Annotated in this window: 29 protein-coding genes; 16 read left to right on the forward strand and 13 right to left on the reverse strand. The window is 31.5% G+C overall.

The genetic code is table 11. The features are described from left to right. Positions 1-34 precede the first annotated feature (34 nt). The 13 genes from VK164_RS01895 to VK164_RS01955 all read right to left on the reverse strand — a co-directional run bounded on the left by VK164_RS01895 (position 35) and on the right by VK164_RS01955 (position 10,982). Complete coding sequence (locus VK164_RS01895) at positions 35-616, reverse strand: hypothetical protein (protein ID WP_324207743.1); 582 nt, start codon at positions 614-616, stop codon at positions 35-37. 181 nt (positions 617-797) lie between these two features. Further along, positions 798-1,274, reverse strand: a complete 477-nt coding sequence (locus tag VK164_RS01900) for a hypothetical protein (RefSeq protein WP_324207744.1) — start codon at positions 1,272-1,274, stop codon at positions 798-800. Positions 1,275-1,465: 191 nt separating this feature from the next. Continuing rightward, positions 1,466-1,921, reverse strand: coding sequence for a hypothetical protein (locus VK164_RS01905; protein WP_324207745.1), 456 nt, complete (start codon positions 1,919-1,921; stop codon positions 1,466-1,468). A 169-nt stretch (positions 1,922-2,090) separates the two neighbouring features. Further along, positions 2,091-2,861: a hypothetical protein gene (locus tag VK164_RS01910; RefSeq protein ID WP_324207746.1), complete on the reverse strand. Its 771-nt coding sequence runs from the start codon at positions 2,859-2,861 to the stop codon at positions 2,091-2,093. Between the two features lie 178 nt (positions 2,862-3,039). Continuing rightward, positions 3,040-3,399, reverse strand: a complete 360-nt coding sequence (locus VK164_RS01915; protein ID WP_324207747.1) for a hypothetical protein — start codon at positions 3,397-3,399, stop codon at positions 3,040-3,042. 165 nt (positions 3,400-3,564) lie between these two features. After that, positions 3,565-4,020 (reverse strand): DUF4265 domain-containing protein, encoded by a 456-nt coding sequence (locus VK164_RS01920; RefSeq protein ID WP_324207748.1) that lies wholly within the window; start codon positions 4,018-4,020, stop codon positions 3,565-3,567. A gap of 175 nt (positions 4,021-4,195) precedes the next feature. Beyond that, a complete protein-coding gene (locus tag VK164_RS01925; RefSeq protein ID WP_324207749.1) occupies positions 4,196-4,687 on the reverse strand; it encodes a hypothetical protein in 492 nt (163 codons plus the stop codon). Positions 4,688-4,872: 185 nt separating this feature from the next. Then, the gene (locus tag VK164_RS01930) at positions 4,873-5,424 is read right to left on the reverse strand and encodes a hypothetical protein (protein WP_324207750.1); all 552 of its coding nucleotides are present in this window, start codon (positions 5,422-5,424) and stop codon (positions 4,873-4,875) included. 155 nt (positions 5,425-5,579) lie between these two features. Then, positions 5,580-6,104, reverse strand: a complete 525-nt coding sequence (locus VK164_RS01935; protein ID WP_324207751.1) for a hypothetical protein — start codon at positions 6,102-6,104, stop codon at positions 5,580-5,582. 164 nt (positions 6,105-6,268) lie between these two features. Beyond that, on the reverse strand, positions 6,269-6,649 hold the full coding sequence (locus tag VK164_RS01940) for a hypothetical protein (protein ID WP_324207752.1): 381 nt from the start codon (positions 6,647-6,649) through the stop codon (positions 6,269-6,271). 144 nt (positions 6,650-6,793) lie between these two features. Further along, positions 6,794-7,420, reverse strand: coding sequence for a tyrosine-type recombinase/integrase (locus VK164_RS01945; RefSeq protein WP_324207753.1), 627 nt, complete (start codon positions 7,418-7,420; stop codon positions 6,794-6,796). Beyond that, positions 7,392-7,838, reverse strand: coding sequence for a site-specific integrase (locus VK164_RS01950; RefSeq protein ID WP_324207754.1), 447 nt, complete (start codon positions 7,836-7,838; stop codon positions 7,392-7,394). The genes VK164_RS01945 and VK164_RS01950 overlap by 29 nt, the downstream gene beginning before the upstream one ends. Before the next feature lie 1,167 nt (positions 7,839-9,005). After that, a complete protein-coding gene (locus VK164_RS01955) occupies positions 9,006-10,982 on the reverse strand; it encodes a dehydrogenase E1 component subunit alpha/beta (protein ID WP_324207755.1) in 1,977 nt (658 codons plus the stop codon). Between the two features lie 351 nt (positions 10,983-11,333). On the opposite strand from VK164_RS01955, the gene VK164_RS01960 reads away from it, so the two are divergent. From VK164_RS01960 to VK164_RS02035, 16 genes are all read left to right on the forward strand, one after another. Then, positions 11,334-12,287, forward strand: coding sequence for an isopenicillin N synthase family dioxygenase (locus VK164_RS01960; protein WP_324207756.1), 954 nt, complete (start codon positions 11,334-11,336; stop codon positions 12,285-12,287). Between the two features lie 232 nt (positions 12,288-12,519). Continuing rightward, complete coding sequence (locus VK164_RS01965; RefSeq protein WP_324207757.1) at positions 12,520-12,915, forward strand: GxxExxY protein; 396 nt, start codon at positions 12,520-12,522, stop codon at positions 12,913-12,915. Positions 12,916-13,066: 151 nt separating this feature from the next. After that, on the forward strand, positions 13,067-13,396 hold the full coding sequence (locus VK164_RS01970) for a translation initiation factor (protein WP_324207758.1): 330 nt from the start codon (positions 13,067-13,069) through the stop codon (positions 13,394-13,396). A 143-nt stretch (positions 13,397-13,539) separates the two neighbouring features. Next, a complete protein-coding gene (locus VK164_RS01975; protein WP_324207759.1) occupies positions 13,540-14,406 on the forward strand; it encodes a nucleoside phosphorylase in 867 nt (288 codons plus the stop codon). Positions 14,407-14,552: 146 nt separating this feature from the next. Beyond that, on the forward strand, positions 14,553-15,089 hold the full coding sequence (locus tag VK164_RS01980) for a GNAT family N-acetyltransferase (RefSeq protein ID WP_324207760.1): 537 nt from the start codon (positions 14,553-14,555) through the stop codon (positions 15,087-15,089). Positions 15,090-15,118: 29 nt separating this feature from the next. Beyond that, on the forward strand, positions 15,119-16,243 hold the full coding sequence (locus tag VK164_RS01985; RefSeq protein ID WP_324207761.1) for an SDR family oxidoreductase: 1,125 nt from the start codon (positions 15,119-15,121) through the stop codon (positions 16,241-16,243). A gap of 52 nt (positions 16,244-16,295) precedes the next feature. After that, complete coding sequence (locus tag VK164_RS01990) at positions 16,296-17,144, forward strand: substrate-binding domain-containing protein (RefSeq protein ID WP_324207762.1); 849 nt, start codon at positions 16,296-16,298, stop codon at positions 17,142-17,144. A 19-nt stretch (positions 17,145-17,163) separates the two neighbouring features. Continuing rightward, the gene (locus tag VK164_RS01995) at positions 17,164-18,096 is read left to right on the forward strand and encodes a transglutaminase (RefSeq protein WP_324207763.1); all 933 of its coding nucleotides are present in this window, start codon (positions 17,164-17,166) and stop codon (positions 18,094-18,096) included. 40 nt (positions 18,097-18,136) lie between these two features. Continuing rightward, a complete protein-coding gene (locus tag VK164_RS02000; protein WP_324207764.1) occupies positions 18,137-18,718 on the forward strand; it encodes a hypothetical protein in 582 nt (193 codons plus the stop codon). A gap of 39 nt (positions 18,719-18,757) precedes the next feature. Further along, entirely contained in the window at positions 18,758-19,303 is a 546-nt protein-coding gene (locus tag VK164_RS02005) for a hypothetical protein (RefSeq protein ID WP_324207765.1), read from the forward strand. A 92-nt stretch (positions 19,304-19,395) separates the two neighbouring features. Further along, positions 19,396-20,016: a hypothetical protein gene (locus tag VK164_RS02010; RefSeq protein ID WP_324207766.1), complete on the forward strand. Its 621-nt coding sequence runs from the start codon at positions 19,396-19,398 to the stop codon at positions 20,014-20,016. A gap of 150 nt (positions 20,017-20,166) precedes the next feature. After that, positions 20,167-20,799 carry a hypothetical protein gene (locus tag VK164_RS02015; protein ID WP_324207767.1) on the forward strand — a complete coding sequence of 211 codons (633 nt, stop codon included), beginning with the start codon at positions 20,167-20,169 and terminating at the stop codon, positions 20,797-20,799. Next, positions 20,800-21,321, forward strand: coding sequence for a hypothetical protein (locus tag VK164_RS02020; protein WP_324207768.1), 522 nt, complete (start codon positions 20,800-20,802; stop codon positions 21,319-21,321). 182 nt (positions 21,322-21,503) lie between these two features. Further along, positions 21,504-21,818, forward strand: coding sequence for a hypothetical protein (locus VK164_RS02025; protein WP_324207769.1), 315 nt, complete (start codon positions 21,504-21,506; stop codon positions 21,816-21,818). A gap of 223 nt (positions 21,819-22,041) precedes the next feature. Beyond that, positions 22,042-22,437 carry a tautomerase family protein gene (locus VK164_RS02030; RefSeq protein ID WP_324207770.1) on the forward strand — a complete coding sequence of 132 codons (396 nt, stop codon included), beginning with the start codon at positions 22,042-22,044 and terminating at the stop codon, positions 22,435-22,437. 192 nt (positions 22,438-22,629) lie between these two features. Beyond that, positions 22,630-23,088, forward strand: coding sequence for an SRPBCC domain-containing protein (locus VK164_RS02035; RefSeq protein WP_324207771.1), 459 nt, complete (start codon positions 22,630-22,632; stop codon positions 23,086-23,088). The last annotated feature ends 33 nt before the right edge of the window (positions 23,089-23,121 follow it).

The following is a 23,121-nucleotide window of genomic DNA, read 5'->3' on the forward strand; positions in this document are numbered from 1 at the left end:
AGCCATTGAAGCAAACCGCTGTTGTGCGTTCGTTTTATTTTTTGACTTCACTTAAGATTTGTCTAATATCTTCTCTCAAGATTTCAATAATTATTTCTTTTGTAACTAATTTTTTATTGTCTTTATTATTATCTGTTTCTTGATACCAGTAACAGTCTTCTTTAATTATGATTAAATTATTTGGTATTTCTTTAATTTTTATATAATCTGATTGACCGTTTATATTTACAATTTTCTCGGAATAATCATTTCCAGTCATACTTTTATACATACTTTTTATTTTTCTATTATTTACATTTGGAATCATACCATGCGTAGATTCATATAAAAAACCAAATTTTGATTTTTCTGAATAACAAACAGAAACAACATGATTAATAGAATCTAACTTTAATATTCTAAAATCGCTTAGCCACTCAAAACCATTGTTTTTCATTTCTTCTTTTAAAATTTGAGAAACTTCAAGTTTATTAAGCCAAAAAGTAGTTAATTTAGTTCCCTTCAAATTTTCTCCATTAGAATAGTAATTATAATAATTTCCAGAATTAATATCATTTTGAGATAAACACAAAGTAGAAGAAATTACAAACAAAATAGTTAAAATAGTTTTTTTCATTTAATTTAGGTTTTAGTATAGTTCCACAAAAATGACGCACAACGTTCCGCGGCTTGGCGTAGTAGCGGCTGCGTGGAACGCTTATTTTCTTGCTAAGATAAGATTTTCCAGCGGAAAATCGAAAGTTGTTGTTTTATTGATTAGTAGCTATTGTGCCAAACCGCTTATACCAGCAGTTATACTATTTATCTTTTGTAAAAATTACAGTATTTTCAATTTTTCGATTGTCAAGAAATCCAATCTTAATTGTGTCAAGTTTTTTTCTTATTTCTGAATCTTTATAAGAAATACTTAAATTACTATCATGAATTCCACCATTTTCTGAATTAAAATTTATATAATCATTCCAATTGAAATCACAATCATATTCAAATTTTTCTCCCGTTTTTGAATTTTTTAATTTAAAAACAAATGTAAAGACATTTTTATTTATTGTTTTGTCCTTTGCCGAATTAAATTTAGTGGTTGTAAAAGCATCGTTTATAATATATTCTCTTTCGTTAATCATAACACTTTTTTTATTAGGCAAATAAATGTCATATAGTAAATTATCTTTTTTCGCATCTTTTATATTTTGAGGAAGAGATGTGTAATCTGGACCTACACAAGAAAAAAAGATTATGTTTATAATCAAATAAAGTAATGTCTTTGTCTTCATTTTTTGTCTTAAAATTGCGTTAGATTTTGAGTCTGCAAAATAATTGCTCGTAACGTTTTGAGGCTTGCTTTCAGTGGCGTTGCTCCAACACAAGGCATTACAAATATAACAAAACATTCCATTCAGCAGCGGATTTTCCGTAGGAAAATCCGGAAGTAGCCATTGAAGCAAACCGCTGTTAGCAGTAGCCTTTATTTATCGTATCCCAAATTTTTAAAATTCGGTATTTTTTCATGATTTCTGTTTTCCCAACTTTTGAATGTGAAGTTTTCAATTTTGTCAATTATTTCAGATTCTAATTTCAGATTTGTCTTTTCGCAGAAAGCTAAAATTGTTGCAAAACCTATTATTGTTGGATTTGTGTCTGTCGCAATTCTGCCTTCAACTTTTTTTATTTTAACTTTCCATTTTTGGTTACTTATAGAAAAAGCAAATTCCAATCCGCTTCTAACTGCTTTTTTCCAATCTTCGTAACCTTTGCTTTGTATATTCTCAATATTTCCTTGTCTTGTCCAACCTTCACCAGAATATTCTTCAATTATTTCATTTTCATTATCACTTTTATAGACTTCAATATTTATAACAGCAAAAAATGGCTTACCATTTTTAACTTTTAATAATTTATAATCTAATTTTTCGTCAATCATTTCGTCATTTTTGAAAAGGTTACTGCTAACGTTCTGCGGCTTGCTCTCAGTGGCGTTGAGCTAACACCAAGCCATTACAAATATAACAAAACATTCCATTCAGCAGCGGATTTTCCGTAGGAAAATCCGGAAGTAGCCATTGAAGCAAACCGCTGTTAGCCGTTCGGTTTTATTTTCTTAATTCATAATATTTTTCAAAACTTATTTCTTTCAAATTTTCTGAAAGACTGGTTTTAGTTTTTTCATTTGAAATAATTTCTAATTTTTCACCTTCTAATTTTCCAATAGTAGTTCTATAAATTATTTCTTTTAAAGGCTTTTCGACAAATTCAATTTCTACGATATTAGGAATATCTTTTTCTTTTTCATTTACAGTTTGTCCTTCAGTAATGTATGCATATCTTTTTTCACTTTCGCTTAGATAATATTCAATTTTTATAGATGCAAGTTTTTTATGATTTGGAATCTCTTTGAAAGGAATTTCAATCGAGTTATTGCTGTCAAAACTCATAGTTTTTTCAACGTCATCTATTTTCGCATCATAATCATAAATATATTCTATTTTGATATTTCTATTTTTAAGTTCAGATTTTTTATCAGTTCTAAATTTCAATAAGTATTTTTTTGTCAAATCTTTGTCAAATGTAAGTCTTGTATTATTTTCAGAAACTTCATATTGACTTAAAAAAGTATAAATATTATTTTCTTTTTTCCAATTTCCTTTGATTTCGAACCAAGTCCAACAACTTATATTAGGTCTACAGTAAAAACTAAAAGTTGAATCTGGCGAGATAGTTAAATCACAAAACGAGAGTTCGTTTGAATCCCAATTATAATTTTCGTTGTAATATGCTTTTGCATCATTTTCATAGACAACTGGTTCCTCTTGAGCGAAAAGAAAAGGTGTAAATAAGATTAAAATTAATATTTTTAAATTCATTTTTTGACATTTTTTTTGCGTTCTACCAAACTGACGGCTAACGTTCCGGCGCTTGGCGAGGTTGCGAACTTCGGAACTGATTATTTTCTGTTAAAGATAAAATTTCTTGCGAGAAATAAACGTGAATTTACTACAAAATTCGCAATCTTGCCAAACGCCTGTTAGCAGTAGTTTTTTTTCATTCTGTAGCAAAACCTAAAATATCAAACTTTTTTTTATTTGAATTGTATTTTAATCTCACGTTTAATTTTTGGATTCCATTATTCAATACTAAAATATTTTCGGCTTTTGAGTCGCCAAAAGGATAATTTAAGTCACCATTTTGAACTTTTAATTTTAATTCAAAGTTTTGCTTTTTTAATTCAGTTATTTTTTCCTTTAAGCTTTTTCCAATAAATACAATGTTTTCAGTTGAATCAGTTTTTGATAAATCTTTAGTAGTTAATTCTTTTCCAATATTCAAAATTTCATTTATTGTTCTTTCATTTCTACAAGAAACAAAAAACATAAGAATAATAAGGCTAAAATATTTTTTCACAATTTTTGGTAAAATTACTGCTAACGTTTCGCGGCTATCAGTCTGTAGCGAAGCCAACGAACTGCGTACTGTCTGCTAAGATAGAATATTTACGTGAAAAAAATGGTACAACTCAAGAAAAACCAGCTATAGCTGATAACCGCTGTTATGTGATGCTGCTATTTTTCAGTAATAATGGTTTTCAGCTAAATTTGGTTCAGCGTAACCAATCTTTTCTTGCGCTTCCAATTCCATTAATTTTTCTCGGATTGGGTTATAATCTAAATTTTTTGGAACTTCGATTACAAAGTAACCTTCGCTAAATTTTTCAGATTCACAACCCAATGAATTAAATACATTTCGTAAATCATTCGTCACTATATTTTTGTCCATAACGACTACTTGAATTGTTGAATTTCCGGAATGTTCTATAGTTTTTCTGTACGTCAACATTTTTTCGTCATCATCATATTCTGCAAACACAATATCATCACATGATACTGAAGCATAAAATGGAATGTTAGCCAATTTGTATAATCCTTTTTCAGCGTCAACAGTTTCAGCCCATAAAGTTTCAACTGTCCATTCTTCCATAACATTACTAAAAAATCTAAACAGTATTTTTACTTCTTGATTGTCCATTTTAGCAGGGTTTTTTTGCAGTATCACATAACGTTCCGGCGCTTGGTGAGGTTGCGAACTTCGGAACCGATTATTTTCTATCAAAGATAAAATTTCTTGCGAGAAATAAACGTGTATTTACTACAAAATTCGCAATCTTGCCAAACGCCTGTTGTGCGTTCGTTTTTTTTTTTTTTTACATTCTTGGTAAACCTTCTTTTATTAATTTTCTATTCAGATTAAAGCTTAAACAAAATCTATGTCCACTTAAATCATTAATTTGTTTATTTGTTATTCTAAAATTATAACCATAAGTTAAATTCACAAAACCACCCCAACTTAAGCCAATTTCGGGTAACAATCTAAATTCACTCTTTGTATTTTGAAAATAATTTACTGCCGAAAATCTCATTATTAAAATTGTTCCAGATGTTTCAAATCCAACTTTTGGGGCAATTATTAAGTCGCTATTATTCTTGAAATTACTTTCTACACCAATTCTAACTCCTGACATTCCAATAATCATTTTTTCATTAACAACTTTTCCGATTAACAAATTCGCACCTCCGAATAAATCCTTTTGAGAAATTAATTCAGGAGAAAATGCAAAATCATATTTTTTCTTTTTCTCTTGAGAGTAAACACTTGCTGAAAATATTATTATAAATGATAGAAATGTAATTTTCATAAAAAGATTCTTTTTCTATTTCGTTTGGCTAAAATGACGCACAACGTTCTGCGGCTTGCTATCAGTGGCGTTGCACAAACACCAAGCCATTACAAATATAACAAAACATTCCATTCGGCAGCGGATTTTCCGCAGGAAAATCCGGAAGTAGCCATTGAAGCAAACCGCTGTTGTACTGCGTTTTTCTAATCGTAAAAATCAGACCATTCAGCTGTCGGTTCATATTTAGTTTTAAAATTATTCTTTTCAGTCTTATTCAGGGAGTTGTAATATCTCGCAAAAATTGAAATTGCATCTTCACCTTTTCCCATTCTCCAAAACATATCATTTGGATTTATGTCGGGATATTTTTCCCAAGGTGCTTTTATAAATTTGGTATAATGTTCAATCCATTCGAATGGTAATGAACCCAAATCTGATTCCATAAGTTTTGAGCTTATTTTAATTGCAATATTCTTTTTTAATGATAAGGTTAAATTTCTATTGAAACGTTTGTTTATATCAGTTAAAATATCATTAAAATCAGATTCGCTTTCAGTTATAATAACATTTACAAGATTATCACTTTTTGACTTGTAATTAAAAATATTCACATAAAATATCGGTTCATTATTCTCATAAATTATCCATCCACCATAAGTAGAATCTGGAAGTATTACTTCTTGAATTTTGCCTTTTAAAGTCAGATATTTATTTCTTCGATATTTCATTTCTAAAATGCAGTACAACGTTCCCATGCTTGCCGTCTGTTGCTGCTGCAAGCACTGACCAAAACAAACCTACGAATTTTCTTTGAAAGATAGAATTGTAGCCACCAGATTATTTTCCACGAAGACGAAAATAGCAAGCGCAAACCCAGCAATAGCGGCAAACATGTGTTATGTGGCGTTTTTTATCTTTCTACTTTTTCCATTTTAATCGTGTCAGTCAGTTTTCTGAAACCCATTAAGTTGTCTTTGTCCACTTCCATTGTTAAAGAATCCGCTCTTAAAATCCATTTTCCGTTTTTGTTCTCGAAATGTCCGTCTAAGAAACTCCAAGAGGAACCATGATTTAAGCTATATGTCATACTAAATTCGTTTGTTTCCTTCCATCTTATCAATGAAAAAGTAGTGTCGGCTTTCTGAAATGTCCATTGTTCTAATCTTTTGTTTTGGTGTCTGTCAATTCCTTTTCCAAATAAGTAAAACATTATAACTGATGCTATCACAGAGTTTACAAGAAATATTCTTGAATACTCTTTCTTTTTCGCATAAAAAAGCACTCCAGCAATTATAAGATTAAGAACAAAAATAAATGGAACTAAAAGAATAATTCCTATTGAAACACTTGGGTCTGGGTCCATTTCATAAACCCATAGCCAAATAAGTCCTAAGTCAATAACAGCAAGCCCTAATATTTTATATATTGTTCTCATTTGTACTGTAGGTTTTTAAAATGCCACATAACGTTCCGCGGCTTGGCGCAGTAGCGGCTGCGTGAACGATTATTTTCTTGTTAATATAATATTTCCTTGCGGAAAATAGGCGAGTGGTTAAGATAATTTTAGCTATTGCGCCAAACCGCTGTTAGCAGTTGGCTTTATTTAGTTTTCATTTCATTTAAGGCATTATCAAACTCTTCTTTACGTTCAGCTTTTACATTTCCATAAATTATAGCGAATCCATTATATTTTTCTTCTCTTGCAAACTCATTTTCTTTTACGACTTTTTGTTTATGAAATTCACTGTTACCACACATAATAGACAAATAGCTTTTGTCAGGATAAATGTACGTTTGAATAAACCCTTTATCAATTTCAAGTCTGTCAGGCGTATCCCAATTTTTAGGAAGTACTAACTCAATTGTTTTACCATTACAATCTGTAATATAAGTTTTTTCAAGATTTATTTTTTTTTCCTGAGCTTTGCAATTAAATGAAAGGAATAAAATAAAGATTAAGAAATACGGAAACTTACTCATTTTAAATTTTTTATATGTATTATGGTTTTAAGCTTACTGCTAACTTGTTTATATGTCTGATAAAATCATACATAGCTACCCGATTTTGGGTGTATATGCCTGACAAATATCAGTTTTATCTTTACCAAAAATAATAAAAAAATCTTACAAATCATCAAATGGGCTTTTAATTTGTTGTATGCTTTTTGTACTTACGTGAGTATATATTTCGGTAGTTTTACTACTATTATGACCTAATAATTCTTGAATGTATCTTAAATCAGTACCACTTTCAAGTAAATGGGTAGCATAGCTATGACGTAACCAGTGTAGCGTTGCGGGTTTTTTTATTCCTGCTTTATTTAGAGCTTGTTTTAAAACGCTTTGTAAGCTTTTGTCAGAATAAGGAGTTCCAGCTTCTTGTCCTTCAAATAAATACATTTTGGGTTTATAAACTTTATAATATTCTCTTAAAAGGGCTAATATTTTAGGACTAAGGGGAACAATTCTATCCTTTTTCCCTTTTGAATTTTTTAATAAAACGATATTTCTTTTTGAATCAATATGATGCGGCTGTAAGGCTAATAATTCACCACATCTTAACCCACAAGAGTAAATTAAACTTAACATTGTTTTATGTTTTAAGTTGGTTGGAGAATGTATAATTAGTTTTACCTCTTCTTTACTCAAAACATTTGGCAACACTTTTTCTCTTTTTGGTCGATGTATTTTGTCAATATCAATTGCCGTGTCTTTTACTATTTTAAAAAAAAAGCTTGATGGAATTGACAATCTGATTTTGGTAAGATGATGAAAATTTATGCTTTAAAAGGTAATCATTGTTGTAGGCAATTACATCTTCGTTAGTAATGTCTTTTATTGCTTTGGTATTACAAAAAGTTAAAAACGATTTTAAAGCATCGCTATAAGTATTTATCGTATTGGGGCTATATCTTTTAGATAAAAGGTAGCGCTTAAAGGTTTCAATGCTTGCAATTCCTTCTGCATTAGGCACTAAAGTATGGGCTAAAGGCAATTTAAAATGCAAGCGGTTGGCTTCAGTATCAGGCAAATGCCAATACTTATTAGATGCGCTCCAGCGGGCATCTTCAAAAGTTTTAATGCGACCAATTAAAGTGGCATTTTTTTCAAAAAAAACAGCAATTCTAGAAACTCCTTTGTGTAGAATGGTTTTGGCTTTGTAATTCATAATTAATGGCTTATATAACACAAATATAGAAAATAATCTTTGTATCACTAGTTTCCTCAAAATAATTTGTCGCTCAACAAGCAGATAAAATAGATTTCACTTGGAAATTTATATAATTGCTTTACAGTATTACTTTTGCAGTACTGATAAATGGTATTTTTTGTTTCATATAAAAACAAATATCAGTAGTAATAGGTCAGGCTCCAGTGAATCATAAAAACAAAATATAAGCCTTCATTTGCATTTCCTTTTACCTTTCTTCCTACGTTGTTCGTATAAACATCCATTTTTCCAAATCTCATCCGAACAAAACCCGAACAAAACCCCCATAAAATAAGACCAAACCTATCACGAACCATTAAATTAGGTTAAAACCAGTCAAAACCAGTCAAAACCAGTCAAAAGATTTCTTTTACATACTCTTTAAGTATGCCGAGTGTATGAGGAGTGTATGCGTTAAGTATGCTTAGTGTATGCTAGAAGTATGGATACAGTATAGATACAGTATAGATAGTGTATGCAAAAGGTATGCTAAAACAATTTATAATTTACACAACCATCACTTCAAGAAAACAATAACACCGCACAAAACTACCGTCATTTCGAGTGATTTTTAAAAAGAAAAAATACCAATTTTTACTTTTTAAAAATTGTATCGAGAACTCTAGAACCGATATAACTCAACCGTCACTTCGAGTGATTTTTAAAAAAGAAAAAATACCAATTTTTACTTTTTAAAAATTGTATCGAAAACTCTAGAAACGAAATCACTCAACCGTCACTTCGAGTGATTTTAAAAAGGAAAAACACTAATTTTCGCTTTCAAAATTTTATAAGAACTCTAGAAACGAAATCACTCAACCGTCACTTCGAGTGTTTTTAAAAAGGAAAAACACTAATTTTCGCTTTCAAAATTTTATAAGAACAATAGCAACGAAATCACTCAACCGTCACTTCGAGTGATTTTTAAAAAGAAAAAAATACCAATTTTTACGTTTTAAAAATTGTATCGAGAACTCTAGAACCGATATAACTCAACCGTCACTTCGAGTGATTTTATATTTCAAAAAAGCTACTTTTCAAAATATAAAATTGTATCGAGAACTCTAGAAACAAAACAAAAAAAGACACCCGAAGATGTCTTTTAAAAAAAATTATATGGTGAAATTAATATGCCAACAACGCTTTCAATTCCGCTTCAAATCTACCCTTCGGTAAATATTGATCTTCTAACGACTTCATAAACGGAATTGCCGATTCTAAACTTCCAACACGCTTAACTGGCGCATCTAAATGTTCAAAGCAGTTTTCCATAATCATAGATGAAATATCACTGCCAACACCACCAAACAAGGTGTCTTCTTGTAAAATAATCACTTTATTCGTTTTCTTAACAGAAGCATAAATTGCCTCCCAATCCATTGGTTGTAGCGTTCTTAAATCCAATAAATCAGCTTTAATGTCTGGATTTTTTGCTAATGTATCTAATGCCCAATGCACACCTGCTCCAAATGAAATTATTGTTACATCAGTTCCCTCTTTAAGCAAGGAAGCTTTTCCGAATGGTAAGGTATAATAATCTTTTGGTACATCTTGATACACACTGCGGTACAATTGCTTGTGTTCGAAGAATAATACAGGATTCGGGTCGTTAATAGCAGTATTCAATAATCCTTTGGCGTCATAAGGAAACGCAGGATATACTACTTTTAGTCCAGGTGTTTTGGTAAACCAAGCTTCGTTTGTTTGCGAATGGAATGGTCCCGCTTGTGTACCACCACCACAAGGCATACGCACCACCACATCCGATTTTTCTTGCCAACGGTAGTGTTGTTTAGCCAATAAGTTTACAATAGGGTTGAAGCCTGTAGAAACAAAATCCGCAAATTGCATTTCTACTACCGCTTTGTGTCCATTTATCGACAAGCCGTTAGCAGCTGAAACTACAGCACTTTCACAGATAGGTGTATTTCTTACTCTTTCTTTTCCAAATTGCGCTACAAACCCATCCGTAATTTTGAAAGCACCACCATATTCAGCAATGTCTTGTCCCATAATAACCAAATTCTCATGGCGTTCCATCGACTGACGTAAACCATTTGAAATCGCATCAATTACACGGATATTTTCAACTTCAGAAGATGGGTTGAATGCTTCAAAATCATATGGTTTGTATACATCACCTAATTCCTCTTCTAAGGTAGCTACAATTTCTGGTTCTTCTTGTACTTTCGCCCAGTCGGTATCAATTTCATTCTTGATAGCTGCACGAATGGCTTCATCTTCATCATCATTTAATACCGCTGTAGCTTTTAGATAATTTCTATAATTTTCTACAGGATCTTTTATCGCCCATACATCCATCAATTCTTGCGGTACATATTTTGTACCACTTGCTTCCTCATGACCGCGCATTCTAAAAGTTTTAAATTCTAATAAAACAGGACGAGGATTAGCAACCATAGAAGCTTTTAATTCTGAAATTAAATGATATACTTCTAGCAAATTATTACCATCTACAATATGACTTTCCATGCCATAGCCCACACCTCGGTCGGCAAGGTTTTCACAACGATATTGTTCATTAGTAGGAGTAGATAAGCCATAGCCATTATTTTCAATTACAAACAAAACAGGTAATTCCCATACCGATGCAATGTTCAATGCTTCGTGAAAATCGCCTTCAGAAGTAGCGCCTTCACCAGTAAAAACAGCGGTAACTTTTCCGTTTTGTTTTAGTTTATTGGCTAATGCGATTCCGTCTGCAATCCCTAACTGAGGCCCTAAATGCGAAATCATTCCAACAATCTTATATTCTTGTGTCCCGAAATGGAAACTTCTATCACGACCTTTGGTGAACCCATTTTTCTTTCCTTGCCATTGCGAAAATAAGCGGTGCAACGGAATATCACGAGTAGTAAAAACACCTAAATTACGGTGCATAGGTAAGATGTATTCATCTTTGTCTAAAGCAGCAGTGATACCAACAGAAATAGCTTCTTGTCCGATACCAGAAAACCATTTTGACACTTTTCCTTGACGAATTAAAATGAGCATTTTCTCCTCAATCAATCGCGGTTTAAGGATTTTTTTGTATAAATCTAATAACTGTGGATTCGATAATTCTTTTCTTTCAAAGTTCATGATAGTGGAACAATTAAATTTTGCTCAAAAGTAATAAAAATAACATTTTGAAACCGAATTGTTATAAAAAAGTTGCAACAATTTCAAGAACAATTTCAAAGGCAATTTAAAGTTTAAACTTAATGAGCACAAAGAATTAATTTTAAGTTTTGTAAACCCCCTTCAAGCTATATTTCCACTTTTCCCTTCTCCCTTTTCCCTTTCCACTTTTCCCTTCTCACAACTCACAACTCACAACTCACAACTCACACTTCACAACTCACTTTCCCCTTTCACAATATAAAATAATTAATTACCTTTGTATTTACTTGGGTTAAAGCCCATTTGATTTATTAACAATAAAGTTTAAGTATGCAACAAATTCCTAGTGTTGACTTACGTGATTTCCTGTCGGATGATCCGGCACGTAAACAAAAATTTGTAAATGAAATCGGAAAAGCCTACGAAGAAATCGGCTTCGTAGCATTAAAAGGTCATTTCTTAGATGACAAATTGGTAGAAAGCTTGTATGGTGAAGTTAGAAACTTTTTTAGTCTACCTTTAGAAAACAAAGCTAAGTATGAAATTCCTGGCATTGGCGGTCAACGTGGTTATGTTTCTTTTGGTAAAGAACATGCAAAAGGACGTTCGGCTGGTGATTTAAAAGAGTTTTGGCATTTTGGACAATACGTTAGCGAAGGTTCAAAGTACGCAGGGGAGTACCCAGACAATGTTGAGGTTACAGAGTTACCTAAATTCAATGAAGTAGGTAAAGAAGCGTACCAAATGTTAGAAAAAACAGGGGTTTATGTACTAAGAGCTTTAGCACTTTACATCGGTTTAGACGAATTCTATTTTGATAAATTCATCAAAGATGGAAACAGTATTTTACGTCCAATCCACTACCCACCTATTACTGACGAACCTAAAGACGGAGCCGTTCGTGCAGCAGCTCATGGCGACATCAACTTAATTACGCTATTAATGGGCGCACAAGGAAAAGGATTACAAGTACAAAATCACAACGGCGATTGGATTGATGCTATGGCACAACCAGACGAGTTGATGATTAACGTAGGTGATATGTTATCAAGACACACAAACAACAAGTTGAAATCAACAATTCACCAAGTGGTTAATCCACCAAGAGAATTGTGGGGGTCATCTCGTTATTCAATTCCATTTTTCATGCATCCCGTAAGCGACATGAGTTTAAATTGCTTACCAGAATGTATCGATGAAAACAATCCAAAATTATACGAAGACATCACCGCTGGTGAATTCTTACATGAACGTTTGGTGGAATTAGGATTGATAAAGAAATAATAAATTTTATTATAGATAGAAAAGGCATTGAGTTTTCTTGATGTCTTTTTTGTTTTTTAAATACAATAACAATATTACCTTTGGAACACAGATTGAAGAAATCTTAAAATTTTAAAAATTTCTATAATTTAATTCATAAAGAAAAAAGATTATAAAGATTATTCCAATTTCTTAAATCTGTGTTCCTGTATTTTTTAGCAATTTGATAATTTAAACGCCATACAAAGTAATTATGAAAAATTTTCCACATCAAGAACTAACCAAATCTATAATTGGAATTTATTATAATGTTTACAATGAATTAGGTTTTGGGTTTTTAGAAAAAGTATATCATAAATCTTTACTCATTGAACTGAAAAGAAATGGATATAAAATTGATTCTGAGAAAAAATTGAATGTTTATTATAAAAATGAGATTGTCGGAGAATATATCCCAGACATAATTATAAATGATTCTGTAATTGTAGAATTAAAATGTGTTGAGTATTTAACCGATATTCATGAAAATCAATTATTAAATTATTTAAAAGCAACCGATTGTGAAGTTGGGTTAATTTTAAATTTTGGGAAAGACCCACAATTCATTAGAAAAATTTTCACAAACGATTTAAAGAAGAAAAAAAGATAATTAAATTTGAATATTGATTATAAAGATTTTATTGATTTTTAAAATTTCTCAAATCTGTGTTCCAAAAAAATAAAATAATTAATTAAAATTACAACATTCAGATTATAGAGATTTTTAAAATTTTTCTAATCTGTGTTCCAAAAAAATAAAAATGGATTTAAGCGAACAATTAAAAAAACTATTTCCAGATCATCAGCCTTTAGAAGAAGAAAAAGAAGAAACACTTCCTCACGAATTATTCCTTCAAAAAGAACCGATGATTTGCAAATATGAAAAACGCAAAGGGAAACCCACTACGATTATTTCAGGTTATGAAGGTGAGGATGAGGATTTTAAAATACTTGCCAAAGAAATCAAAAGCAAATTAGCGGTTGGAGGCACTTTTAAAGACGGCGAAATCATCATTCAAGGCGATTATCGCGACAGAATCATGAAACTATTACAAGACAAAGGATTCAAAACAAAACGAGTAGGTGGTTAAAGCCCCCTAACCCCAAAAGGGGGAATAAAAATTTAAAAAATTAAGAGTAATAACAATACTCACATTTATTCATTTAACAAATGTGAAAATTAAACCCTATTGACCCCTAATAGGATTTCCCCTTCGGGGGTTAGGGGGCTAAAATGATAGCAGCATCAGAATTAATATTAAATCCCGACGGAAGTGTATACCACATCAATCTAAAACCGGGACAGGTAGCCAACGATATTATCTTCGTGGGCGACCAAAATCGTGTAGAAAAAATTACAAAACATTTTGATTCGATTGAGTTTAGTACGCAAAAGCGCGAGTTCAAAACCCAAACTGGAACATACAAAGGCAAACGAATTACGGTAATGTCTTCAGGTATCGGACCTGATAACATCGATATTGTCATGAACGAGCTTGACGCCTTAGTAAACGTTGATTTAGAAACCAGAACAGTTAAAAAAGAACTAACTTCTTTAAACATCATTCGTATTGGAACATCAGGTTCTTTGCAAGCAGATATTCCATGCGATAGCATTGTAATGAGTCAGTACGGATTAGGATTGGACAATATGTTGCGTTCTTATTTAATAGATGCGATTTCTGAAACAGACATGGAAGAAGCGTTTATTGCACAAACCAATTGGGACATGCGCAAAGGGCGTCCGTATGTAATCGCGGGAAGTAAAATACTTGAAAAACGTTTAGAAAGCGATAAAATCTTCAAAGGTTTCACAGGAACTGCTGGCGGATTTTATGGTCCACAAGGACGTGTTGTACGTTTAGGAATTCAAGATCCTGCGTTAAATAACAAAATGGATAGTTTCAATTTCAATGGAATTAGAATGACTAATTTAGAAATGGAAACAGGTGCTATTTATGGATTAGGAAAACTATTAGGACACCAATGTTTATCATTAAATGCTATTATTGCCAACCGCGCAACCGGAACTTTCAGCGAAGATCCATACAAAGCCGTTGATGCATTGATTGAATATGCGTTAGATAAATTAGCTGAGTAAATAAGTAGTCAAAAATTATTTAGAATTTTTAAAATTTCTCTAATCTGTGTTCCAAACTATTTTAAATAAATTAATTAAAATTTAGAATATAGATTATAATGATTTCTAAAATTTCTCTAATCTGTGTTCCAAAAAAATAAATAAAAATGAATTTAATAATCGAAAGCGAACGCCTTATCTATCGCCCATTTGAATTATCAGATGCAGAAGCCTTATTTAATATGGATAAGAATCCTAATGTACACAAATACCTTTGGCAAAAACCAACGCTACACATTGAGGAATCTATTGAAATCATAGAATATTTGCAAAAACAATATAGAGAAAATGGTATTGGTAGATTTGCTACCATATTAAAAGAAACAGGTGAGTTCATCGGTTGGACGGGAATTAAATTTATTAACGATCATGTAGAAAACGGCAATACCAATTTTTATGATTATGGCTATCGCCTAAATGAAAATTTTTGGAATCAAGGTTTTGCTACAGAAGCTACAAAGGCATGGTTAGCTTATGGTTTTAACCAAATGAATATCAAATTAATGAATGCTTATACCCATGCAGAAAATGGTGCTTCTAATCACATTCTAAGTAAATCAGGTTTTCAATTCGTAGAAGATTATCCGGATAAAGATGGTGTAACTTGGAAATGGTGGCAATTAGAAAATAATTCCGTAAAATAGCATTACTTTTGTGCTAAATTAAAAATCGAATGAAAATAATCCTTACAGGTGCAACAGGTGTGCTAGGTTCTCATATTATGTATGATATTCTAGAAAATTTTATGACCCATAACATTGAAGGAAAATTATTTCTAATTACTAGAAACAAAGGAAAAGTTAGTGCAAAAGAACGTATTAACGAACTATTATCGAGTAATTACACCCCTAAGTTTTTGTTGGATAAAGGAGTTGATAAGCTTAATGAATATCTAGAAATTATCGATACCGATTTGGCTACCCTGCAAGATACCTTTTCAGAAAAAATAAAAGGAGCCTATTTTATTCATTCAGCAGGTTATGTAAATTTGTCTACCGATGCAGATCAAAAAGAAAAAATATTCAATGAAAATGCTGCCATCACTAAGGCAATTTTTAAAACATTTTCACCATTTATTAAAAAGTTCATTTACATCAGCACTGCTTTTTCATCGGGTGCTCGAAAAGGTTTAATTGGTAACGATTTTCATAATTTAGATTTTGAATTAGAGCATCGAAACGCCTATGAAAATGCTAAATTTCATTCGGAAGAATTTGTTATTCAGCAATGTGCGGAATTAAATTTACCCTATCAAATTCTCCGTCCAAGCGTTATTGGTGGGAAAATGCTAGGTAATGAAAACCGCTATTTTATTCCAAAATACATGGTGTTTTATTTGATGGCAAAGTTTTTCCATTTTACGGCACAACGCAAAGATCAACAAGAAAATGTGCGTTTTGCCATTAGCGAAGAAACAGGGTTAAATATTATTCCTGTAGATTATGTAGCAAAAGTGATTGTTTCCACCTTTCAACGAGAAGACATTAAACAATTAAATATTGTGCATAATGAAAGCTTTAACTTGGTAAAAGGTTTACAGTTAATCATGAAAGAAGTAGGGTATTCTAATTTTAGTATCATTCAAAATACACTGGATTTTGATTATAAAAACACCATTGAAAAATTGTATTATGAAAGTATAGGCAAGCATTTGAAACCTTATTTGACTTCCGCTGCTAATGAATATGATACCACTTTATTAAATTCTATTTTAGAAATACCAAAACTAGATGCAGAATCGTTTACCAATATGATTCGTTATGCTAGATTGCATAATTTTAAAGATATTAATGTGTAATTTTTAAAAATAAATTTGAAGATTCACGAATGCTAAGAAACAATAAAAACGCATGAGTAAAACAATCAAAATAGCTGGAGTTCCAGAACATTTTAATTTGCCATGGCACATGTGTATCGAAGATGGCGAATTTGAAGCTGTGGGAATCGATTTACAATGGACTGATGTACCAGAAGGCACTGGGAAGATGTGTCAAATGCTGCGTGATGGAGAAACCGATATTGCTGTAATTTTAACGGAGGGTATTGTAAAAGACATCACGGCTGGAAATCCTTGTAAAATTGTACAGGTGTATGTGCAAAGTCCATTAATTTGGGGCATTCACGTTGCTGCAAATTCAAGGTATAAAATGCTATCTGATTTAGAGCACACCAAAGCAGCCATTTCTAGAATGGGTTCAGGTTCGCATTTGATGAGCATTGTAAACGCACAAAATCAAAATTGGAACACTGAAAAATTACAATTTGAAATCGTAAATACGATCGATGGTGCTGTAGAAAGTTTGACTTCAGGCAAAGCCGATTATTTTATGTGGGAACGCTTTATGACCCAGCCACTAGTAGATAATGGTGTTTTTAGAAGAGTGGGAGAGTGCCCTACACCTTGGCCTTGTTTTGTAATTGCGGTTCGTGATGAGGTATTGGAAAAGGAGCCTAAAGTTATTCAGCAAATCCTGAACATTATCAATACAACAACCGAAGAGTTTAAGCTCATTCCTAGTATTGACCGCACTTTAGCAGCAAAATATAATCAAGAAGTCAGTGCTATTCAAGAGTGGTTAAAACTAACCCGTTGGTCACAAAAACAATTAACAGCTCCAGTTTTAGATACCATTTTGGAACAACTTTTGAAACTAAAAATTATCGATAAAAAACTGTCTAAAGAACAATTACTCAAATAATATTTATTGTTTGCCCTAAATGATACCAAAATTTCCATTCACGCTGCAACAAATCAAAGAAAAGCTTTCTTTGCCAAAGCCGTGGGATACTGTTATCATTTTTATGCTTAACATACTTATTGCAATTCCAGTTTTTTTAATTGCTCATCAAAATTTTATTGACCTCAATTGGGCCTTTCATTTAGACCGTATTTTTTTATTTGTCATCATTATTGTTTTGATTCAGTTGCTTTTACGATTGGTAAAAACAATTATTATCTTGATTGCATTTCTCTATTTGATTTCTCTTTTTATAGGAACCATCTTTGGAAACTATGGTTTTAATCGGGTTTTTGAAGACTACCGCTACATGATTTATTCGATGCAGGACAACCCGAATCCTCAAGATATTATTATTTCTAAATTATTACCTTTTCCTAATAAATCTAAAATTATTGATGCTGTTGATTTTACAAATCCTACGGTACGAAATTTTGCACTTAGTGCTACAACCAAGCATTTTGATCATTTAAAACAAGTGGGCGAAAAGCGAATAATGATTCAATGTTTTGCTGTTTTTAAAGAAATCAATAGCCATTGGAATTATGTAAACGATCCCAAAGGAAGAGAATATATAGCTTCAGCTTCTGAAAGTTTACAACATTTTTCAGGCGATTGTGACGACCATGCTATTCTAATGGCAGCTTGTATCAAAGCTGTTGGCGGTACACCCCGTATCATTCACACCGGCGGACATTTGTATCCAGAAATGTTGATTGGTGACAAAAACGATTTAGAATGGGCTATATATTTGATAAAAGAGCAACTTTTTACAAAAGAAAGCAAAGGACAACAAATACATTATCATATTGATGAACGTGGGCAAATATGGATTAACTTAGATTATACAGCGGTATATCCAGGCGGGCGATTCATGAGTGAAGAAATTTTAGGTGCTTTAACTTTCAATTGATAAATTTTCTATATTTACTAAAATTATCAATCCCTATTATATGAAAAAAATAAGTCTATTATTTTGTTTCTTTTTATCTGTTGGTGCTTTTGCTCAAACTTCTTCAGATTCTATTGTATCTCCTATTGTTGCCAAAAAAAATGAAATTAAAATTGATGTATTGAATTTAATTTCAAACGGAAGAGTAGGTATTTCTTATGAACGTTTTTTAAAGCATGATTTTTCGGTAGGAGTAACAGGTGTTTTTTTAAACAAAGCCAGTAAAGAAGACGATTTTCCAACGGATGACACGCGTACTTTAATTGACTATCAAGTGATTCCTTATGTGCGTTATGCCTTGTCTAAAAGTGCAGCCAATTTGTATTATGTTGAGGCTTTTTCATCGATTAATGGCGGACAATATAAAGAGTTAACCACATTAAACAATGGTGCCGCTGATTATGTAGTCACCACGGTTAAAGACTACAATGATGTTGCTATTGGTGCTTCCATAGGGTATAAATTTTATATCAAAGAAAGCTTTGTTATTGACTTAACATTAGGAATGGGTAAAAACCTATTCCATGCCGATAGTCCAGAAACCATCTCACGTATTGGAATTAATGTAGGTTACCGATTTTAAGAATCGTTTACAATCGTACTAACAACTAAACTTTAAATCATGAAAAAATATATTCAATTTTTTGCAATAGCTATTCTTTTTGCATTGTTTACGGGGTGTACCGAAAGCGATGATGAGTTTTTTGCATCCAAAGTAGTTACCGCAAACGGATTAATTGCTGTAAATTTGAGCGGAAATGCAGTTGCAGTTTCCGCTGATGTTCCAAGACTATTACCACAAACAGGAGGCAATCTTTTTGATTTGTACCTGACTACAACATCCAATCAATTCTTTTTTAATTATACATTAGAAAAGAAAAATGCTAATAATGTATGGGAACTTGTGGCACCATCAGGGTACAATGTTGTTACTAGCAACGGCACCAACCAATTTGGAGATTATATTGCTGCCATTTGCCAATTAGACGCTCTAGAAACAACTTACGAATACGACACCACCATTACACCAACAGCAGCAGGTGATTATCGCTTAACGGTTGATAACGAAATGGTTTCCTTGAATGCTAAAGATGCCGTAACCGTAACAATTAAAACAACAGCAGTAGGTGACACCACCAATAACGTGTTAGAATTTACAGTGAATTAACTACATCAAATAATTAATAAAAGTGTAAGTATTTGATGGTGTTTGCTGGTTAACGGCAAGCTTACCCAAATTGCGAAAAAACAAAGACATAAATGGATATAGAAAAACTTAAACATACTTTATTTAACGTTAATCATATCTGTACTCATATTGCTTATTCAAGAAATGCAGTTAAACAAATAAACTTTAACGAACATACACAAGTTTATACAGATGTCCATAGATTATTAGACATTTATATTTGTTCGTTATTAGATGAACTTATAGTTTTTGAAAAGTTTGTCGCAGAAGAAGATAATTATTATCTATCTGATACTCTTTATGTCTTATTACCTTTAATTGACTACATAAAGAAGTTTGATTCGTTAAGAGTTAAAAGAAATAAACTTTTGGCTCATCATAACAGAGACAGAAAAAAAGTGTTTGCGCCATGGTGGAAAGAATTGAACGGGAAAAGGTTTGCAACAACTAACGAAGAAGAAAGCATGATATTCAGTACGGTAAAATGTATTCATCAAGTATTTGAGAAACGTTTCAAAAAAGAATTGGATGAAGTTTGGGAAGAATATAATAAAGAAATTGATGAATATGAAAAATATATTATGGAAACCCAAAATATTGAATCTTACGAAGATATTGCACCGACAATTACTGAAGTTCAAAAAAGAATGAAAGAAAGAGAATTTTCATTTACAATAATGAGTAAAAAATAAAAGCCCGCCGTTAACAGCGGTTTGGCACAATAGCTACTTTTATCTTAAATAACAACGTTCGATTTTCCGCCGGAAAATCTATCTTAGCAAGAAAAATACGTTCACGCAGCCGCTACTGTGCTAAGCCGCGAAACGTTATGCACAATTATTATGAAAAAATTACTAATAAACATATTGTTTATCTGCATAACAATCTCTTGTTCAACAAGTAACAAAGCAAATAACGATAAAATTTCTCGAGTAATAATAGAGGAAAATGAAACTGAAAAAAATTTAAACTTAACTTTTCAATTAATTGCTGCTATTGGTAGTTTAGCTACTTTTGGTTCGTTCATTTATTTGTTTAGAAGAGATAAAGACAAACAGTTGCAGATTGATAAGTTGGCTAATGTTGTAACTAATCTCAAAGATTTAAAAGAAATTGAAAATCAAAAATTAAATTTATCTGTAAGACCAGACATTAAAGTTGAAGGATGTGGATATAATGGCACAGATGGAGAACTACATATTGACATAATTAATATTGGTGAAAAAGCTAAACTAATTGAATTTGAATTAAAGAGTGAAGATTTAATATTACATAGTAAACATTTACCATTCGTAATGGAGAAAAATACAACAAGAAAAATTTTTGCACGAACGAAAGGTGAAAAACATATCAAAGATTGTGAATACGAAATCTTAATTCATTACACTGATAAAATTGAGAATAAGCATATTTCAATAATAAAAGGAATTGCTGAAAAAGGGAAACTTGTTGAAACAAAATATAATTGTAATTAAATGAAGAAAGAAAATTTATCAGAATATAAAATTGCTGTCTTTAGTGCATTTATAAGTATTTTATTCACTGCAATTTATGATTGGTTAAAACAAAAGCCTTTATTAACAACATTATTAGATATAATAAAATGGCTTTGGAAAAACATTTTTGAATTCGAAATAAAAATATGGTTACTATTAATAATCATAATTGTTTATAAAATTTCTAAAATCATAATCAAATCATTCAATAAGCCTAAAAATATAACTACTACATCTAAATCATTTATAAATTATTCAGAAGAAACAATTGATGGAATAAAGTGGAAATGGAAATGGGAAAAAAATCCATTAACAGGTAAAATTAATATTCAAGATTTAAAACCAATCTGTAATAAATGCGGTACATCAATGGACTTAAATGAAAATGGATATAAAGTTTATGCAGATTGCCCAAGATGTGACAATGAAATTTCTAACTTTAAAGATACCCAAAAAATAGAAGCAATAATTATTGATAATGTTCAAAGAGATTTATTTTAACAATTATAACTGTGCATAACAGCGGTTTGCTTCAATGGATACTTCCGGATTTCCCTTCGAAAAATCCGCTATTGAATAGAATGTTTTACTATATTTGGTCTAGGTGCAACGTTACTGAAATCAAGTTGCAAACGTTGGCGCCAATTCTAAAAAAAGTTTACGCTATATTAAATGTTTTCGAGATGAATTTATTTGCAGTTTCTTGTTTGATAATAATTTTGCCACTTTTTTCACAAATTGTTCTAGGCTCAATATTAGCATTAAGAAGAGTTAAACGAAATTTTGATTTACTTAGTATTTTAAACATTGTTTTTCAAGTTATTACCATAATAATAGCCATAAAAATTATAGAAAATGAAAGTCAAAACGCAGGAGTTCGGTGCGGGATGCCACAGGCAGCTATGTTGTTTTTAGGATTAATTTCAGTAATAGCTTTGATAGTGGTAATAGTGATTCAAATTTTAATACGGAAATATAGAAAGCGAAAAGTATTTTAATAATACACTATTGATAGCACATGTTTGTCACTATTGTTGGGCTTTCGCTTGCCATTTTTGCTTCGGTGGACATTTGGCTTGTTTTCAACAATTTAGTTCGAAAGAATTTCTGTATATTTGTTTGGGCAGTGTTTACAGCAGTAACTGAGGTGAAGTTGCGTACCTTGCCATTGTAAAATACAAACAGAACTGACAAAAAAATTAATATAATAAAAGTAAGACCATGCCAAGTGTATTGATTGAGGTTAGAAAAAAATATAGTATTGAAGAAGAAATTGGAATAATGGATGCTGTTCATCTTGCATTACAAACAGCGTTTAAGATTCTTCCAACTGACAAGAATGTGCGTTTAATCGTTCATGAGCCACATCGTTTTGCCATTCCACCAAATAAGACCAACCCAGAATACTATACCCATATTAGTATTGATGGATTTATAGGGCGTTCATTAGACGCAAAAAGAAATCTATATAAATGTATAGTACAAAATTTAGAGACTTTTAATATCCCAAAAGACCACGTCAAAATTTTATTAAGAGAAATTGTTCCTGAAAACTGGGGAATACGCGGAGGACAAGCTGCTTGTGATGTTGAATTAGGTTTTAAAATTGATGTATGAGATTTTTTGTATTTATAAAATAAAACAACGAACCGCTAACATTGGTTTGGCAATATGGCGGGTTTAGTGTAAAATTCAACGGTACTTCTTCCATTATATTTTGTGTAAAATTGTACATTTGTGCTTCGATTTTCGCTACTTTTCAAAGCTGCATACGTTGAACTAAAGACACAACCTAAACTAATAGATATTATGAGTTCAAATTCTGATAGTGAGATTTTCAGTTCACGAATTTTAAATTTTCCAGTAGAAATTGTTTATGAAGCTTTTGCAAATCCTACACATTTGAAAAATTGGTGGGGACCAAATGGTTTCTCAAATACAATTCATGAATTTGATCTTAGACCTGGCGGAAAATGGGTCTTAACAATGCATGGTCCTGAAATAGGGAATTATGAAAACTCTTCTGTATTTACAACTGTTTTACCTTTTAAATTGGTTGCTTGGAAAAGAAACTCTAAGCCATTATTTGACATGGAAATTGCGTTTGAGAAACTTGAAGAAAGCAAAACGCAGATTTCATTTCGTATGATTTTCGAAACAATTGAGGAATGCTGGAAAATTAAAAATTTTGCTGGTCCAAAAAATGAAGAGAATTTCGACAGATTAGAAAAAGAAATTATGAACATTAATAATTCCAGCTACAAATAGCGGTTAGATTCAATAGCTACTTACGGATTTTCA

This window comes from Flavobacterium sp. (assembly GCF_035299005.1).
Classification (GTDB): domain Bacteria; phylum Bacteroidota; class Bacteroidia; order Flavobacteriales; family Flavobacteriaceae; genus Flavobacterium.